Annotated in this window: 10 protein-coding genes; 4 read left to right on the top strand and 6 right to left on the bottom strand. The window is 68.1% G+C overall.

Annotation, left to right across the window (positions count from 1 at the left end; all coding sequences use genetic code 11):
• Position 1: 1 nt before the first annotated feature.
• Positions 2-850 carry a Cof-type HAD-IIB family hydrolase gene (locus WC815_14380; protein MFA5909963.1) on the top strand — a complete coding sequence of 283 codons (849 nt, stop codon included), beginning with the start codon at positions 2-4 and terminating at the stop codon, positions 848-850.
• Positions 851-952: 102 nt separating this feature from the next.
• Entirely contained in the window at positions 953-1,789 is an 837-nt protein-coding gene (locus tag WC815_14375) for a hypothetical protein (GenBank protein ID MFA5909962.1), read from the top strand.
• 5 nt (positions 1,790-1,794) lie between these two features.
• Here the strand turns inward: WC815_14375 and WC815_14370 are convergent, their stop codons facing one another.
• From WC815_14370 to WC815_14360, 3 genes are all read right to left on the bottom strand, one after another.
• Positions 1,795-3,195 carry an MATE family efflux transporter gene (locus tag WC815_14370; protein MFA5909961.1) on the bottom strand — a complete coding sequence of 467 codons (1,401 nt, stop codon included), beginning with the start codon at positions 3,193-3,195 and terminating at the stop codon, positions 1,795-1,797.
• A gap of 18 nt (positions 3,196-3,213) precedes the next feature.
• Positions 3,214-5,118 (bottom strand): DNA topoisomerase IV subunit B, encoded by a 1,905-nt coding sequence (locus tag WC815_14365; GenBank protein ID MFA5909960.1) that lies wholly within the window; start codon positions 5,116-5,118, stop codon positions 3,214-3,216.
• Positions 5,119-5,197: 79 nt separating this feature from the next.
• Positions 5,198-6,673, bottom strand: a complete 1,476-nt coding sequence (locus WC815_14360; protein ID MFA5909959.1) for an NYN domain-containing protein — start codon at positions 6,671-6,673, stop codon at positions 5,198-5,200.
• 292 nt (positions 6,674-6,965) lie between these two features.
• On the opposite strand from WC815_14360, the gene WC815_14355 reads away from it, so the two are divergent.
• Entirely contained in the window at positions 6,966-7,532 is a 567-nt protein-coding gene (locus WC815_14355) for a tetratricopeptide repeat protein (GenBank protein MFA5909958.1), read from the top strand.
• A gap of 2 nt (positions 7,533-7,534) precedes the next feature.
• Here the strand turns inward: WC815_14355 and WC815_14350 are convergent, their stop codons facing one another.
• Positions 7,535-14,149, bottom strand: a complete 6,615-nt coding sequence (locus WC815_14350) for a translocation/assembly module TamB domain-containing protein (GenBank protein MFA5909957.1) — start codon at positions 14,147-14,149, stop codon at positions 7,535-7,537.
• A 62-nt stretch (positions 14,150-14,211) separates the two neighbouring features.
• Here WC815_14350 and WC815_14345 point away from each other — a divergent pair, with 62 nt between their 5' ends.
• Positions 14,212-14,760, top strand: a complete 549-nt coding sequence (locus WC815_14345; GenBank protein MFA5909956.1) for a peroxiredoxin — start codon at positions 14,212-14,214, stop codon at positions 14,758-14,760.
• Between the two features lie 45 nt (positions 14,761-14,805).
• Here WC815_14345 and WC815_14340 read toward each other — a convergent pair whose 3' ends face one another.
• The gene (locus WC815_14340; GenBank protein ID MFA5909955.1) at positions 14,806-16,890 is read right to left on the bottom strand and encodes a C39 family peptidase; all 2,085 of its coding nucleotides are present in this window, start codon (positions 16,888-16,890) and stop codon (positions 14,806-14,808) included.
• Between the two features lie 20 nt (positions 16,891-16,910).
• On the bottom strand, positions 16,911-17,300 hold the full coding sequence (locus tag WC815_14335; protein MFA5909954.1) for a PA2779 family protein: 390 nt from the start codon (positions 17,298-17,300) through the stop codon (positions 16,911-16,913).
• Positions 17,301-17,373: the final 73 nt, after the last annotated feature.

Below are 17,373 nucleotides of genomic sequence, written 5' to 3'. Positions count from 1 at the left end.
TGTGGTCCGCCTGCTCGCCCTTGACATCGACGGGACGCTGCTCGACAGCACGGGCCGCGTCCCGGCCGCCAATCTCGACGCCATTCACCGCGCCGCCCACCGCGGCGTGCATATCGTCGTGGCCACCGGGCGCAGCTTCCATTTTGCCCTGCAAGCGCTGGGTGACCTGCCGGACGCGATCACGCTCCTGGTCTACAACGGGGCGATTGCGCGCTCGCGCGCTGGAGACACGTTGATGCGGCGGCTGCTGCCGCAGGCGGTCGCCCACCAGGTGCTCGCGGCGACGATCGAGTGGCGGGGCGACACGGCGTGCGTGTTCGACCGGCCGGCGGCCGGGCAGCTGGTCTACGACCGGATGGATTGGACCCACCCCAATCGATCGCGCTTCAAGCAGCGCAACGACGCGATCATCCAGGCGGTCGATCGCCTCGAAGACGCGGTGACCGAGGACCCCGTGCAGATTGCCTTCAACGGCGGTGTCGAGACCATGCGCGCGATTGCGGCCTGCCTGGCCGCGCATCCGGTGTCGCCGCGGCTCGAGGTGATGCTGACCGAATACCCTCAGCGCGATTTTTCAATGGTGGACGTCTGCGGGGCGGGCACCACGAAGGGCTCTGGCCTGGCGGCGGTGGCCGGGCGGTTCGGCATCGCGCAGGCGGAGGTGATGGCGGTCGGCGACAACCACAACGATCGCGACATGCTCGAGTGGGCCGGCGTCGGCGTGGTGATGGGCAACGCCGAGCCCGAGCTCAAGCAGGCCACTTTTCACGTGACCGGCACGAACGACGAAGCGGGGTTGGCGCAAGCCATCGACCGGTTCATTCTGGAAGCGGCCCGCGGCACCCCATGAAGGGGTGCCCTACCTGAGGGTGCCCTGCCGCCAGGCCAGGACTGCACAGTTCTGCGCTGGCTCATACAGTCACCCCTGCCTGTAACCGATAGCCGGTCTGTCATGGGACAAAGCGGTGGCTGCGGCCAGCGGGACGGCAACGGCGTGGGGGCCAACCTGGCCTACACGAAGTTTCTGTTCGTAATGGCGCGCACCGACGACGACGCCCATGGCGCGCGGTTGCGGACGGCGGGCGGCAACATCGCCCGCGGCTTCTTCAACGACTTCGACATCGACGACAGCCGCGAGACCCAGGCGCAACCCTTCGAGACCATCCAGTTCTTCGTGCGCGACGGCGAGCTGCCCCAGCCGGAACCGACCTGCGTGGGCCCCTGCATCAACAAGGCCCGCCACCTCGTGCAGGTGTCGAGCAAGTACCGGCCGCGGCTGCAGGAAGTCGAAGAGGAACTGCTCCGGCGCATCGGCGATACGGCCGAATTACTGGCGCTTGACGGCGCCGTGCGCAGCCCCCGCTATTCCAGTCCCGAGCTGGTGCACTACGCGAACAAGAACGGGCCGCCGCGCCGTTCGGGCCGCGTCACCCGCAACGCCATCATCGTGCCGATTCGCAAGACACCCGAATGGTGGCAGAAGAGCGTGCTCGAGCGGCACGCCTACTTCTATCCGCACGTCGATCACGCGAGCGCCTGTCCCGTGAAGGGCCACGCGGTCGCCGCCGAACGCGGTATTCCGGCGCTGTTCCGCCGCGTGTATCACAACCCCGATGGCTACGAGCGCCCGGGCGAGTTCGATTTCGTGACCTACTTCGAGTGCGACGACGAGTCAGTGCCGGTGTTCGACGGCGTCCTGAACTCGCTGCGAGACTTTCACCAGAACCCGGAATGGCGCTACGTGCAGGAAGGGCCCATCTGGCGGGGCAAGAGGGTTCTGCGCTGGTGAGTTGATCAGTGGGCGACGACGATGCTCCGCCACTTGCCCTGGCGGAAGCGATACACCGTCAGCACGCAGCGCGTGAAGTGGCCCAGCACGATGGCCAGCCAGATGTCGCCGGCCACCAGCGGCCGCGTGGCCTGGATGATCGTGCACATCCCGATCGGCACGGCCACCTGCGAGGCGAGCGTGATGAAGAGCGGGCTGCGCGTGTCGCCGGTGCCCTGGAGCCCGCCGGTGTAGGTGAGCGCCACGGTGATGAAGAAACCCGAGACCGCGAGGTACTGCAGCAGTTGTCGACCGATCGTGGCCACCGCCGCGTCCGTGGCGCCGAAGGCGCCCAGCAGCACCTGTGGCAGCGTGACGAACGCCAGACCCACCACCGCGGCCACGGCGAGGCCGATGCGGGACGCCGCATGCACGCCCGACATGGCGCGCTCGGGATGCCCGGCGCCCAGATTCTGCCCGGCGACGGTCGCGGCCGCGCCCATCAGGCCCACTGACGTCCACGTGATCATCGAGAACAGCTCGGTGTAGCCGATGGTGAAGGCGGCCTGGGCGGCGGCGCTCTGTTGCAGCGAACCGATGTAGCGCAACATCATCACCCCGGCCACGTTCATCGCAATGCCCTGGACGCCGGTGGGCAACCCGAAACGAAAGAGCGATCGGATGATGGTCCAGTCGGGCCGCCAGTCCATCTGAAGCGACACCTTGAACACGAGGCGGCCCTTGAACAGCTGGTAGAGCGCGAAGGCACTGACCGTGCTCGAGGCGATCGCCGTTCCCAGCGCCGAGCCCGCCGTGCCGAGGGCTGGGATCGGGCCGAGGCCACGAATCAGGATCAGGTTGAGCACCAGATTGAGCACCGTCATCGTCACGCCGAGACGCAGCGGCGTGCGGGCATCGCCGGCGGCGCGCAACGCCGACGTCAGCATGAAGAACAGCAACATGCCGATGCTCAGGGCGAAGTTGATGCGCAGGAACGGCAGCGCCAGCGCCCGCACCTCGCCCGAGGCGTTGACGAGGTCGAGCAGGGTCGGCGCGAAGAAGAACCCGATCGGCCCCATCACCGCATACATGGCGATCGCCGTCAGCAGCGCCTGCTGCACCGTCTTGTTGACCCTGTCGACGTCACCGGCGCCGACGTATCGCGAGATCAACACGGCCTGGCCGGTGAACAGCGAGGCAATGAAGACGATGACGACGAGGAAGATTTGCCAGCTGACGCCGATGGCGGCATTGCCGGTGTAGCCGATGAGGTGCCCGACGAGGATGTGATCGACCACGCCCTGGAGGCCGGCAATCACGTTCTGGAGCATGGTGGGCCAGGCCAGCTTCCAAACGGCGGGGCCAATGGGGCCTTCGACGAGCGACCGATCGAACGGCGAGTTCTTCTTTTGGACCGGATCAGACAAACGGCCTAAATTCTACTCCTAAACGTCGAGCTCCACGGCGTCTTCGGCCCGGTCCATGATGAAGCGAAAGCGGGCCGAAGCGTCCTTACCCATCAGTTCGTTGATCACGCGGTCGGTCACCAGCTGATCGACGACCTCCACCTTCAGCAGCCGGCGGGTCCGGGGGTTGAGCGTGGTTTCCCACAGCACCTTCGGCATCATCTCGCCCAGGCCCTTGAACCGGGTGATCTCGGGGTGGGCGCGCCCGGTCTTGGTCTTGAGAATCTGTTCCTTCTGCAGTTCATCCAGGGCCCAGAACGTCTCCTTGCCGATGTCGATGCGGTAGAGCGGCGGCTGCGCCAGGTAGACGCGGCCGGCCGACATCAACTGCGGCAGGTGCCGGAAGATGAAGGTGAGCAGCAGAGTGGCAATGTGGTGGCCGTCGGAGTCGGCGTCGGCCAGGATGATCACCTTGCCGTAGCGCATCCGGCTCAGGTCGAAGTTCTTGCCGACCCCGCAGCCGAGCGCCGTGACCAGGTCCGACAGCTCCTTGTTCTCCAGGACCTTCGCGGTTGACACCCCTTCGGTGTTCAGCACCTTGCCGCGCAGCGGCAGGATGGCCTGGCGGGCGCGGTCGCGGCCCTGCTTCGCCGAGCCGCCGGCCGAGTCGCCTTCGACAACGAACAGCTCGCTCGTGATCGATCCCGGGTTGGTGCAATCGGCCAGCTTACCCGGCAGATTGACGCGCCCGGCGGTCGGGCCCTTGCGGACCACTTCCGACGCCGCCGCGCGGCTCGCCTCGCGGGCGCGCGCCGACAGGATGATGCGCGCCACGATCGACTCGGCGATCGACTGGTTGTTGTTCAGCCAGTGCTCGAGCCCGGGGCGGACGAGGCCGTCAACCGCCGACATCACCTCGGGGTTGTTCAGCCGATCTTTGGTCTGGCCCTGGAACTGCGGCTCCTGAATGAACACCGAGAGAATGCCGGTGAGGCCCTCGCGGATGTCTTCGGCGCTGAGCGTCACGCCTTTCGGCGACAGGTTGTGCGTGTCGATGTAGTTGCGCACCGCCTTGCCCAGCCCGGCGCGAAAGCCGTTCTCGTGCGTGCCGCCGGAGCCGGTCGGGATGCCGTTGACGTAGCTGCGGAGGTTCTCGTCGGTCGCCTCGGTCCACTGCAGCACAAGTTCGATCTTCGTGCTGCCCTCCTTCTCGAGCGTGAACGGCGCTTCGTGCACCGGCTTCGCGTTCCTGCCGGCGACGATCTTCTTGAGGTAGTCAACCAGCCCCTCTTCGTGCTGGTAGACGTCCTTCTGGCCGGTCGTCTCGTCCTCGAAGGTGACCTTCACGCCGCGATGGAGGTAGCTGGCGATCTCCAGGCGCTCGCGAATCAGCGCCGCCTCGAACTCGACCTTCGGGAAGATTTGCGGGTCGGGTCTGAAGAACACGGTGGTGCCGCTGCCGCGCGCCGGGCCGACCTTTTTCAGGCTGCCTTGCGGCTTGCCCTGCCTGAAGGTCATCTCGTACTGGTGGCCGTCGCGGCGGACGGTGGCCACCAGCTCTCGCGACAGCGCGTTGACGACGCTGGCGCCGACGCCGTGCAGGCCGCCGGCCGTCTTGTAGTTGCCGGTCTCGAACTTGCCGCCGGCGTGGAGCACGGTGAAGATCACCTCCAGCGCGCTCTTCTTCGTCTTGGGGTGCACGTCCACCGGAATGCCGCGGCCATCGTCTTCGACGGTGATCGACGAGCCGTCCCTGTGAAGGGTCACGCGGATGTTCGAGGCGTGGCCGTTCATGGCCTCGTCGATCGAGTTGTCGAGCGTTTCCCAGACGAGGTGATGGAGACCGGTGCTGCCGACGCCGCCGGTGTACATGCCGGGGCGCTTGCGAACGGGCTCGAGCCCTTCGAGAACGGTGATGTCTTTAGCTGTGTAGGAGGTTGCCACTCGGAAGACGATTATAGAGGTTCCGAACGGTTCCGAACGGTTCAGCACCATTCAGAACCATTCAGAACCGTTCAGAACGTTAGACCTTCTTCTTGCGCGGAGCGGCCTTCTTCTTCGCGGCCTTGGCCGCGGGAGCCGCCGTCTTCTTCGCGCGCGCGGGCCGCTTGGCCTTCGGCGCGGCTTCAACCACCGCCGCCTCGACTTCCTCGGGCATGGCGATCGGTTCGGCAATGGTCGGCGGCAGCGGCTCGACCAGGGCCGACGGTTCGACGATGTCAACCGCTTCGACCGTGTTGTTCACGACGAGGCCCCAGCCGTGCGGGACCGTGGCGCGCGCGGTGGCGCCGTTGGCAAACACGCGCAGGCCGCCCTGCCGATCCCGTTCGAGGCGCAGGATGCCGTCCTTCTGGCAGGCGCGCATCAGGTCGGCGATCGTGCCGTAGCGGCGTTCGTCGAAGTCGGGCTGCGCCGCTTTCAGGAACTGCTTGAACTGGCGCGGATACATCGGCCAGCGCGGCTGCGTGGCCGCCTCGCCCAACAGCCGGCGCACCAGGGCAACGCCGTCGCCGAGCGATGCCGGCTCGGTTGGGGCGGGACGGGTTTCTTCGTCGCCGGGGTCCACGGCACCGTGGGCCGAGTCTGCCTGCTCGAGCAGTTCGCGCGCGGCGCGACGGCCGGCCTCACGCGAAGCCGAGATCGCGTCGGCCGACGAATTGGCGACGAGGGTCGGCGACGGAGGCGCCGAGGGCGCCGCCGGTTCCACGGCCGGCGTCTCGCCGTCGTTCAGTTCCACCAGCGTGCTGCGGCCCTGGTGCTTCAACGTGACGATGCCCTGCTGCGCCAGCTTGTCGGCAAAGTCGCGGAAGCTGCCGACGCCGTAGTCGCGTTCCGAGAACGACGAGTCGAGCTGGAGCAGCGTGCTCTTGAGCAGCCCGAGCTGCGGCGAGACCTCGCGGTCGGCCAGCACCTTGAGCGCACGCTTGACCAGTGCCACCGACTGCTCGATGGGCTGGGTCCCGCTGCTCTGGGTGCGGGGCCGCTCGCTGCTGCCGCGCTCCGGCCGCGGGTGGCTCGGCCGGCGATCCGGCACGATGTTTTCGTAGGCGATGAACTCGGTGCAGTTCTTCTGCATCACCTGGCTGGTGAAGGCGCGGCCGCCGACCACGAACACCTTGCGGTCGTACTGCTTGAGCTTTTCAACCAGGGTGATGAAGTCGCTGTCGCCGCCGACGATGACGAAGGCGTTGATGTGGGAGTGGGTGAAGGCCATCTCGAGGGCGTCGAGGGCGAGGTTGATGTCGGCGCCGTTCTTGTCGCCGCCGGGCGTCATCACGCGCTGCACCAGGCGCACGGCGTGTTGCGCCATGGCGCGGCCGTAATCGCCCGATCGCTTCCAGTCGCCGTAGGCGACCTTGGTGATCACTTCACCGCGTTCCTTGATGGCTTCGAGCACGGCGCCGATGTCGAACTGGAGGCCGAGCGTGGTCTTGACGCCAATCTCGACGTTGTCGAAGTCGATGAATACGGCAATCTTGAGTCTTTGATCTGAGGACATGTGTGTCGTTCGTAACTTTCTGTGCTGAACGTCAGGACCTTTGGGGGTCCTGCTGCGCCATGCGCGTTGTGATCCTGACCGAATCGACGATCCTGGGCGTGGAGGCTTGGGGCGTGGCCGGAGTGGCTGTCGTGCAAGCCACCAAGTCTGCAGGCCTCGAGGGGTCAACCGGGAGGTGTTGTTACAGTATACCTGTCGGCACACTGGTTGCAGTAGAGAAAGCTGGAGTATGCAAATGACATCAATCTGCACCAGAAACAGGTCAGTTTTTGCCGTGATCACGGCTTTGGCCGTGTGGATTGTGCCCGGCACCGCGGGAATTGCCACGGCCGCGGAGCAGCGGCCCGAGATTCAGCGCCTGTTCCAGTCGGGCGACTACGAGCAGGTGGTCGAGGCCGCGCAAGACGCGGACCCGGCGTCCACTTACCTTGCGGCGCAGGCGCTGCTCAAGCTCGACCGCACCGACCAGGCCGTCTCGACGTTCGCTCGGCTGGGCGCCAGCGGTCCGGCCTGGCGCCTGATCGCCGAGTCAGGTGAGGCGCTCGCCGCCAACGACGCCCGCCGCGCGGTGGATCTCGCTCGCAAGGCCACCGAGGCTGACGGCGACAACCCGTTCGCGTTCTATCAGCTGGGCCTCGCGGCCAGCAAAGCCGGCGATTGGGGCACGGCGGGGACCGCGTTGACCGGGGCCATTGTGCGCAAGCCCGACTTCGCCTACGCGCACTACTACGGCGCCCTGGTGCACCAGCGCCAGCGTCAGCTGCCGCAGGCGGCCGAACACTTCGAAGCCTTCCTGCGCCTCGCGCCCGAAGCGCCCGAGCGCCAGGCCGTGCAGGCGATCATGCGGTCGCTGAAGTAAGCCTAGAAGATATGCCCAATCCCGAAGTACCAACGGCCTCCACGGAGGCTGTTGGGCTCGCGGGATGAGAGCGTGGACACCCGCGAGTTGGGGATGCCGAAGTCGACGCGGAGCAGGCCCACTGGCGTGACGAAGCGCACGCCCACGCCGTATCCGACCTTCAGCGAGCGCCAGCCGATCGTCTCGTCCTTCCCCGCCACGCTGCCCGCGTCGACAAAGCCGACGCCGTGCACGAACCGGTAGATCGGGAAGCGGGCCTCCTGGTTGAGCACCAGCAACATCTCGCCGCCGGCCGGCAGGCCGACGAAGTCGCGCGGGCCGAGGCCGTCCTCGCCGTAGCCGCGCACGGTGGTGGCGCCGCCGGCGCGGAAGCGGTCGTTCGGCAGGAGGTCGTCGGCGCCGAACTTCTTGCCGACCTGCACGCGCGATGCCAGCACGATGCCGCCAACCGGGAAGAAGGCGTACTGCTGGGCCAGGACCTTGCGGTTGCTGACGTCGGATCCCAGCCACGTCGACGCCTGCTCGAATGACAGCGACGTGAACGTGCCCGTGCGCGAGTTGAGCGGGTCGTCTCGGCGATCGATCAACCCGGCCACGGTAAACGCGGCCAGGTTCGACACGAAGTCGAGCGGCAGGGGATCGTTGCCGGGATCCGGGTCGTAGGTGCGGCCGCGCTCGAACCGGTAGCCATACACAATCTGCGCGCCGCGCATCCGCCACCGCTGATCGGCGCTGATGCCCTGACGAGCGGCGATGGCCAGAACCTCGGTGCCGGCGTCGTCGCGGAGACGGTCGCGTGACAAGTAGCCATACAGGGTCGAGCGCGCCCGCCAGCCGAACAGCCGCGAGGTGGCCAGAAACAACGACGCGTCGTTGCGGTCGTACTGATACATGCCGAACGCACCGAGCGTGAGCGCGCGGCCGAACAGGTTTGGGTTCTTGAGTTCAACGACGATGCCGCCGTTGCGCGTGCTCGTGAACTCGTCAAGCTCGGCCTGGCGCTCGCTTTCGAGCTGCAGGCCGTAGCGGAACGTCCACGTCGGGAACTCCTCCACCGCGACCCGGGCGGTCACCGGCTGCACGCCGTTCACGGGCTCGCCGGCCGGCACCGCCTGGATGTCGACGATGCGGAACACGTTGGTGTCGTAGAGCCGCTTCCGCGCCAGCGCCCATTCGTCGGGGTCCACGGGCTTGCCCAGTTCGAAGCGCAGCGCCTCGGTCAGCACATGGCCACGCGTGACCTCGAGCCCGCTGGTCTCCACGTCCCGCAGAACCTGTTGCGGCCCTTCGGTGATGGCGAACGTCAGGGCGACCGTGTCGTCGTCCGCAACGGTGGGCACGATCTCGACGTCGGCGGCGTTGAAGCCGAGATGGCGATACTGCCGCTCGACCCGGACGCGGGCGTCGTTGACCACGGTCGCGAGGTAGGGTACCGGCGGCTGCAGGTCCGCGGCCTTCTGCACCATCGGCAACCGGGCGGCGGGGACCCCGGCAAACCGGAGGTCGCTCACCTGCGCGCGCGGACCTTCGACAATGGTGATCGGCAGCACGCCAACCTCGCCGTCGATGGTCAGCGGGCCGCCGTCAACCCGGGCCTTGAGGAAGCCCGCTTCGTTGTAGACGACGAGCAGCTTCCGCTCGACCACGCGGCGATCGAGCCACGCCTCCACTTCGAGGCCTTCCGCGACAATCTCGCCGAGCAGGCGATCGCCGGCCATCTCCCGGTTGCCGATGAAGCGAATCTCGCGGCCGCTCACCGACACACCCGCGGTCACCTCGATGCGCAGCCGCTTGGTGCCTGGCGCCGGCCGATCGACGGTGCCGACCACGACACTTCCCAATTCGTTGGTGCCGACCAGGAAGCGCCGCACCCGATGCGTGAGGTCGTCGATCAGGAACTGGTCGAACGCGTTGCGATGCCAGGCCTCCTCGAGCTCGCTCACCACGTCCGGCGGCACCGTCGTCCCGGTAATCTCCAGCATGGTGCGCGGGCCCCGATCGATGCGGTACTCAAGCGCCACCGTGTTGGCCTGCGGCTCCTCGACCCGGTGGGTCCGGATCCGCGCCTCGAAGTAGCCTTGTGCCTTGAAGTGGTCGCGCAGGCGGTCAACATCGCGTTGCAGCACCAGGAAGTCGAAATCGTCCCCTGGATCGAGCGAGATCTGCCCGCGCACTTCCTGCTCGACGGCCGGCGTCACGCCCGTAAACGTGATGGCCGACACCTCGGGCCGCACGCGGCGTTCCGCCGGCGAATGGCTGGGGCCTCCCCCGAAATCAACCTGGTGCCGGATGCCGAGGCTGGCCGTGGCGTTGTCACGCGACAGCGCCCGCACTTCGATGGTACGGGTCGGGAAGTAGCTGACGATGACCGTCGTCTTGCCGCTCTCGCGCAGGTTCTGCGAGACCGCGAACTCGACCTGGTCGCTCAACCGTTTGGCCAGCGTGAGGCGCGTGGTCGGGTCCGTGCGGTTGATGCCGACAAGCGTCGGATCGTCGCGGAAGTCGCGGTCTTCGAAGGCGCCGCGTTCGACGCGGAAGGTATCCAGGCCGAGGGCGCGGCCGGTCACGCCGAGCAGGTCGGCCGACAGCAGCGCCACCGCCGTTTCGGTGTTGGTCTCGCCCACGATCAAGGCGGCGAGATCGTCCGGCGTCCGCGAGCCCCCTTCCGAGGTCAGGTCGATCGACGGCCGCTCGAGCGTGCCGGTGAGGGTCATGGTGACGTCCTCGCCGCCAAGGCGGGCCGCCGCCGCGATGTTGAACTCCGGGCGGACGCGGCGAAGGTCCGCGAACGAAATGTCGCCGCGCGTGATGCGGAAGGTGCGGCCGCCCAGGAAGATCTCGCCGCCTTCGCGAAGCGTGATGCGGCCGTCCATGCCCGGCGCCGCCACGGTGCCGACGATGCGGACGTTGGCGCCGGCTTCGAAGCGCCCGTAGTTGTTGTCCACGATCACATCGTCAGCCGTCGTCACGGCCAGGTTCAGGTGGATTCGATCCAGATACGGCCGTTGCACGGTGGGCGACACCGGGAGCGTGGCGCGCCGCGCCAGGGCGGCGAGGGTAATTGTGTCGGTGTAGGAACTCTGCAGCACGCGGATGTCGCCGGTGATGGACGGGGCCTTCGGGTCGGGCCGGTAGGTCACCAGGGCATCGACCTCGCTGCGGAGCCCTCGCACCAGCTCGATCGCGACACCCTGCGCCTGGATGCTGACGTCGCCATCCACCACCGCCAGGCCCTCCAATAGCAGCGTGCCGTCGAGTGCAATGGCGCCGCCGTTGGCGAGACCGCGAACGCCGTCGAACACCACGCGCTGGCCGTCGAGCAGGATGGGGCCGTTCAGTTCCGAGAGGGTCAGTCGCGGATCGGCCACCGCAATCTCCGCGTCCTGCAGCATCACCTCGCCGTCGAGCAAGGGTCGCGACATCGTGCCCTCAATCAACGCGGTCACATTGGCGTTGCCGTCGAACCCCAGCGTGCTGATGAAGGCCGACAGCACACGCAGGTCGACCAGGCCCTGCACCGACAGGTTGAGCGGCGGGTCCTCGGCGGCAAAGCCCACGGAACCATCAATTGCGAACGGGTTGTTCGCCACCGTCCACGACACGTCGGCCACCGCCAGCGCGCCGCGCGCAAACTCGACGCGGGACGGCCGCTGCTGCTCCACCGGAATACCTGAAAAGGTGAACTTCGCGGCATCCACGGTCAGCTCGCCGGCAATGGCCGAGAGGTCGAGGACGGGCACCGCCGCCCTGGCGGAAGCCGAGAAGCTCCCCACCACCCCGCCGCTGGCCACATCGCCGGTGATGCGAGACACCGTGAGCGACTCGCCCCGCAGCGCGCCCTCGACGTTGAGGTTGGTGACCACCGGCGATCCGCCGCCCCAGTTGAAGGTGCCGTTCTTCAGCGTCAACGTGGTCGAGGTGCCGGCCCGGGTGCCGTTCGACCGCAGGTCAACGTTCATGGCGCCGGTCCCATCGAAGGTAACCGGCACGCCGAAGGCGCGGCCCATGCGGATGGCGTCCTGGAAGTCACCGGTGAACTGCCCCTGGAACGTGCCGTCGAGGCGCGGGTTCCATTCACCGGAGGCGATGAGCCGTCCGGATCCGAGCCGCACGTTCAGGTCCTTCACCGTGACGTCGTCGCCGCGCCAGGCCAGGCTCGCCGGCGCGTTCAGCGACACCGGCACGCCGCCGACGCCGGCATCGAGTTGGGTGAGGTTGACGACGGCGACGCGGTCGCGGCTGTCGGCGAGGCGGCCGGAAGCGGTGACGCTGCCGCTGGCGAAGCCCAGGACCTCGGCTTGGACCGCATCGACCAGCGGCGCGAGCCGCGCCAGTTCGAGACGGTCGAGCACCGCCGTGGCCCGATAGTCGTACGGGGATGCGGTCGCGATGTCGGCGTTCACGAGCGCGCCAATCGACGGCAGGCGCGCCACCACGCGCGCCTGGTCACCCATCAGGTCCGCGGTCAGGTCACCGGCACCGATGAGGGTGCCGGCCTTGCCGCCGGTCAGGGAGAAGTCCACGCTCGCGTGGCCCCGCGGTTGCGCCGTAGTGCCGGCGCCGGCGAACTGCACCGCGAACATCGCCTGCGTGTCATTCGGTGACAGCACGGTGCCTTGCCATGACAACCGGTCGCCCTTGAAGGTGGCGTCGTAGGCGCCGCTCTCCCATGCGTAGCGGACGCGGCCATCGAGATAGCCGGGGCCTTGCGAGAGTGCGAGCGACGTGACGTCGATCGCCTCGGCCGTCACCATGGCCTTGGCCGTGGCCTTGTCGATCGGCTGGCCGGCCCAGGTGAGCGCCGACCCGGTGATTACGGTATCGAGTGTGTAGACGTCGAAGGTGCCGCCGAGCGTCGCCGTGGCGCGCATCGGGCCGGTGACGCGCCACGCCTCGGGGAGATCGGCTTGCAGTTCCTCGGCGCGCGGAGCGTCAACCGTGAAGCTGCCGGTCCACAAGCGATCGGTAATGTTGGCCACCGCCTGGCCCGTGATTGAGGCGGTCCCACGCCGGAGGTCGACCGCCGTGATGTCGGCGCGCATGGTGTCGGCGACGACATGGGCCGAGGCCCGCACGCGGCCGATGATCGGCATCTCGACCGCGTCTCCCGCCACCTGAGTGTCGATCTCGGGCAGGCGATACGAGCCAGCCAGGGTCATCGGCATGTCCACGGCGCCGTGCACGTCGCCGGCGATCTCCGGCACCGGGAACCCCAGCGTGGCCAGGCTTCGCGACGCTTCGGCCACATCACTCACGCGCGCATGCGCCGGTCCCGTCATCGTCGAGAGCAGCGCCGTCCCGCGGTTGATCCGGCCGGACATGCGGCCTTCGAAGTCGAATCCCGGGAAACGATGGTTGTGATCGTATTGATAGTCGTCGCCGACGATGGTCGCGCGAATGGTCCCGGTCATCGGCACGAGGTCGCGGCCGGCGCGGCCGGTCGAGCGATTGGTGATCTCGAAGCGCCGCGGCTCGCCGAACGCGAAGGTGCCGTGGCCGTCGAAACTGCCACCGATCGCCTGCGGGGACACGTCGGCAATATCGAGCGCGGTCTGCGCGTCGACTCCCTTCCAGGCGGCGTCGGCCTTGCTGATGGCGGTGCGGCCCCACGGCACGTTGAAGTCGGCGAGAATCTCGCCGCCCGATGGCGGCGCAATTGCCAGCCGGCTCCCGGAGAACGACTCGAAGGTCACCAGCACGGGACCGGTGAGCCGCAATTGCCGCGCACGGCCGACGGCGAGCGTGCTGCTCGTCACCTGCAGTGCGGTCACGAAGTTGCGCGCCGGCCCCTTGACGGTGCCTTCAATTGCCGCGACGCCGCTGACCGGCACCGGTGGCGGCGGCACCCACCGCGCCGCGTTCTCGAGATCAACGGTGCCCTTGAGCGAGAGATCGAGGCTCGGTGAATCGAGCACGCGGCTGATCGGTCCGCTGAGAAACGCGTTGAGCTCGGACGACACCAGCCGCGCGTCCTTCAGCGAGACGTTCGATCCGTCGAACGTCATCACCGTTTCGAAGGGCGCGATGGTCATGGTGCGATCGCGGAGGCGAACGGCGAGCGGCCCGCGCACGGCGAAGGCGCCCTCCGCGCCGAGGGCCGAATCGACGAGTGCCGACTCGATCTGCGGAACCTTGACGCCCCAGTTGCGGACCATGTCCGTGTACTGCACGTCGAGCGCGTGGAGCGTGAGGCCGCGGATGTCCAGGCGGCGCGGGGTCTCCGGCGTCGGCGCCGTCGAGCCCGGCGGCAGGTTCACCACGTCGTTGGCGTCGCGGAAGATGTCAACGATGCCGTTGTCGATTTCGAGGTGGTCGATCGCGAAGCGGCCGCGGTAAGCGATCCACGGGAGCTTCACTTGAATGCGATTGGCGACCAGGAAGGGACGGTCTTCGTGGCCCTTCGCCGCCAGGCGCACGTCGGTGAGCGTAATCCGCCGGGTGATGGCGTTATAGCCGAGCGCGTTCGCGCTGAGGGTGAGGTCGTAGCGAACCAGGAAACCGGTGGCCCAGGCCAGTGCGCGGCCGCGCGCCCAGGGGGTGTGAATGGCCAGCAAGGCGGCCAGAATCGCACCCACAGCGACCGCTGCGACCACGATCAGCGCCTTTCGAACCGTCACGCCCACTCCTCGATTCTAGTCCTGCAAGTGGGATACCATCTTCGCCAGTGGAGGATCAGCTCATGCGTATGAAGTCATGGCTCAAGGTCGGCCTCGGCGCCGTCCTGAGTCTGGTGACGAGCAGCGCGACGATGGCCCAGGCACCAGCGGAATTGAAGGTTGGTGACATGGCCCCGGCGTTCTCGGCACCCGGTTCGGATGGCAAGACCCACACGCTTGCGGAGTCAAAGGGCAAGCAGGCGGTGGTACTGGCGTGGTTCCCGAAGGCCTTTACCGGTGGTTGAACGGCCGAATGCAAGTCGCTCCGTGAGAGCGGCGATCTGATTCGGCAGTACAACGTCGCGTATTACATGATCAGCGTGGACACGCTGGAGGACAACACCAAGTTCGCCAAGATGCACGAGGCGGACTATCCCATCCTCAGCGACGTCAGCAAGGAAATCGCCAACAAGTACGGCGTCCTCAACGCTGGCGGCTTCGCACGGCGGTGGACGTTCTACATCGACGCGGACGGCAAGATCCTCCACATCGACAACGCCGTCAAGGCCGGTTCGTCTGGACCGGACATGGTCGCCAAGCTCGCCGAGCTGAAGATCGCGAAGCGGAAGTAGCAGGCACTCCGCAGGGCGCCCCTTCCAGGGGTGCCCTGCACGATACTACGGTGACCGTCCGGGCCACGGCGCTTGCCAGCCGGCGGACAGGACCGTTCGCCGGTCCTGCAGCCCGCGCGCCACATCGACTCGCAGGGTGCCGGCGCCGCCAGGCAGCGCCAGTCGCAATCCAGCTCCCACATCCGCATGCCACGACCCGCGTTCGACAAGGCCGGCCTGGCGCCAGGGCTTCGCTGTGTCGGCGAACGCGGCCAGCCTGATCGACCCTGCCGGGGTCGCCAGCAGCGGATGTTGATACTCCACCGTGCCGTGCGCCAGCCGGCGCCCGAACGCCGGTCCGGTGACGACGCCGGCATCCAGCAGGGGATGCGCGCGCAGGAGCGGCGCGCGCGCGTGTCCCGTTCCCGCACCCGGCCACAGATCGAATGGCGCGGCGGCGCTCGCGGCGGCGATCCCGGCGGTGACGGTCCACGACGCACGGCCGCTCTCGCGGGTTGATCGCCAGGCGGACGACACGCCGCCGCGCGCGAACCGCGCCGTCGATCCCAACGGCAGCCATCCCGCCGCGTCCACGCCGATCGACACGCGATCGGCAGCCAGTCGCACGTCGATCGCGGCGTCGGCCGAGACGTGGCTGTCGTGCGCCCATCGGTCCAGGGCGACGCCCGTTCGCCAGCGCACGCTGCCGGTCGCCCAGTCCGCGACGCTCACGCCACCGCGCCGTCGTTCGTCTTGCGCGATCGCAGGCGTGGCGTACGCCTGCCGCTCCCAGGACCCTTCAATCGTCGTCACTCCCGGCAGCCACGAGACCGCGGGCACGGCCAACGTCATGGCGAGACGCGGGCGGGCTTCCCACCATCGCCATGCAACAGTCAGGAGCTCGCCGCTTCCGGTCGGCGCGGCGACATCGAGGCGAAGCTCGCGGTGCAGCCAGGCCGTGGCGGCCGCCGCCGCGATCCGCGCCACGCCACGCGGCACGGTGGGACGTTCAACCACCACCGCGTCGATCTCGACCAGCCCTCCAGGGAGCGGACGGTAGCTGAGGCGGGTGAGGACCGCGCTCGGCAGCTCGTGTAGCCGGCGCGCGGCGCGACGATGCCGCGCCGGTGTCAGGAGCGCACGGGCGGGCAGATCGACAAGATCGATCACGACGGGCTGGCGGGTCCGGCTCAGGCCCGTCACGTGAATGAGATCGATCGGCGGACGGCCGATCCGGTTCCAGGCGCCGAGCGCCGCATCGGGCTCGTCATTGAGGAAGCGGCTGGTGGCCAGCAGGTTCCAGCCCTGGTCATCGCCCGGATCGAGGCGGGCCGCGCGTTCAGCCAGATCGCTGGCCTCGGCCCATCGCGACTGGAGGAACCGGACGCCGGCGAGCGCGCGCCATCCAGCCGGATCGAGAGGGCACAGCTGCGTGGCGGTGAGCAGTCCCGCCGCCGCCGCGCCGGCATCGGTTCGTGCGAGTTCGACGAGGGTGCGGATCAGTTGCCCGCAGGTGCCGGCGGCGGGCACGGCGTCGGTCAGGATGGGCGCGACTGAACCAGCCGCGGGTGAGGCCGTGTCGTACCGCGGCAGCAGCAGCCAGGCCCACCGGCCGGCCGCCGCCCATCCCCGCTCGAACTCGGCGTGAGACATCACGCGAAACGGCGCGCGCGCCGGGTCGTGCACGATCACCTGGGTGCCCGTCCAGGCGACGATCACGACGTAGTGATAGCGGTTCGGGCTCACTTCGATGAGCGCCACGATTGGGCGCCCGCGGTCAACGTGCCCGCGAACCCAGCCGCCGCTCCCCTCCTGGTCCGCGGAGAACGGGAACGATTGCCACCCGCGCCGGGTCACCTCCGCGGTGAGGATGTCGGTGCGAATCCCCGAGGCGCCGCGATCAACGAGCGCGGCAAAGTCCTCGGGGTACACCTGGCGCTCGCCCCAGTACCGCAACACCATCGCCACGGCGGCGCCGCCGCAGAGGTCTTCCGTCTGCGGCAGGAACGGCACGTCGAGCAGACGCGCGCTGCCTTCCTCGACAACGCGGGCCCCCGCGGCCGGCTGGAGGCGACCCGAGGCCACCGCGCCGGGCGCGCACACGAGCAGCACCACCAGCGCTGACGCGATGGAACCCGCGCCGCGAGCCATGCGGAGAGCGATGGCGTGTCCTACTTGGCGAGCAGGATCACGATGATCAGGATCAGCAGCAGCGTGGTCACCGAGATGACGACGGTGTTCGCGCCTCCGGCGAGGGCGTTGGTCTCGACGGCGCTCGCGTGCTGCGCCACGGTGTTCAGTTCGGCGCCCGAGAGTGTGGCAACCGCCGTGCTGGCCTGCTCGACGCTCAGCCCGAAACGGGCGGCCATTTCGCGGGCGTCGGACCGGTCGAGCACGCGGCGCACGAGGTCGCGCTGGGTGCGCTCGGAGGCGGCCCGGTCCGCAAGCGCCTGATCCATGGCCGATGCGTCAACGACGCGGGCCTGCTGGGCGAACGCCGGCGACGAGATGAGAAACACCGGGAGCAGGAAGAGAGTGACGACTTTGTGCGGGAATCGCATTGAATGCCTCCAACCTTGGACTGTGGCTGATCGCCATTCCCGCCGATGTTCCGTTTTGGACAAGTTGGCCGGC

This window comes from Vicinamibacterales bacterium (assembly GCA_041659285.1).
Classification (GTDB): Bacteria; Acidobacteriota; Vicinamibacteria; order Vicinamibacterales; family UBA2999; genus 12-FULL-67-14b.
Note: the sequence above shows the minus strand (reverse complement) of the source record. Positions and strands in the feature narration are given on the sequence as shown.

Excerpts from the sequence above, each read along its gene's own strand:
- WC815_14375 (MFA5909962.1), top strand. The coding sequence starts at position 953 with ATGGGACAAAGCGGTGGCTGCGGCCAGCGGGACGGCAACGGCGTGGGG.
- WC815_14360 (MFA5909959.1), bottom strand. The coding sequence starts at position 6,673 with ATGTCCTCAGATCAAAGACTCAAGATTGCCGTATTCATCGACTTCGAC.
- WC815_14340 (MFA5909955.1), bottom strand. The coding sequence starts at position 16,890 with ATGGCTCGCGGCGCGGGTTCCATCGCGTCAGCGCTGGTGGTGCTGCTC.
- WC815_14335 (MFA5909954.1), bottom strand. The coding sequence starts at position 17,300 with ATGCGATTCCCGCACAAAGTCGTCACTCTCTTCCTGCTCCCGGTGTTT.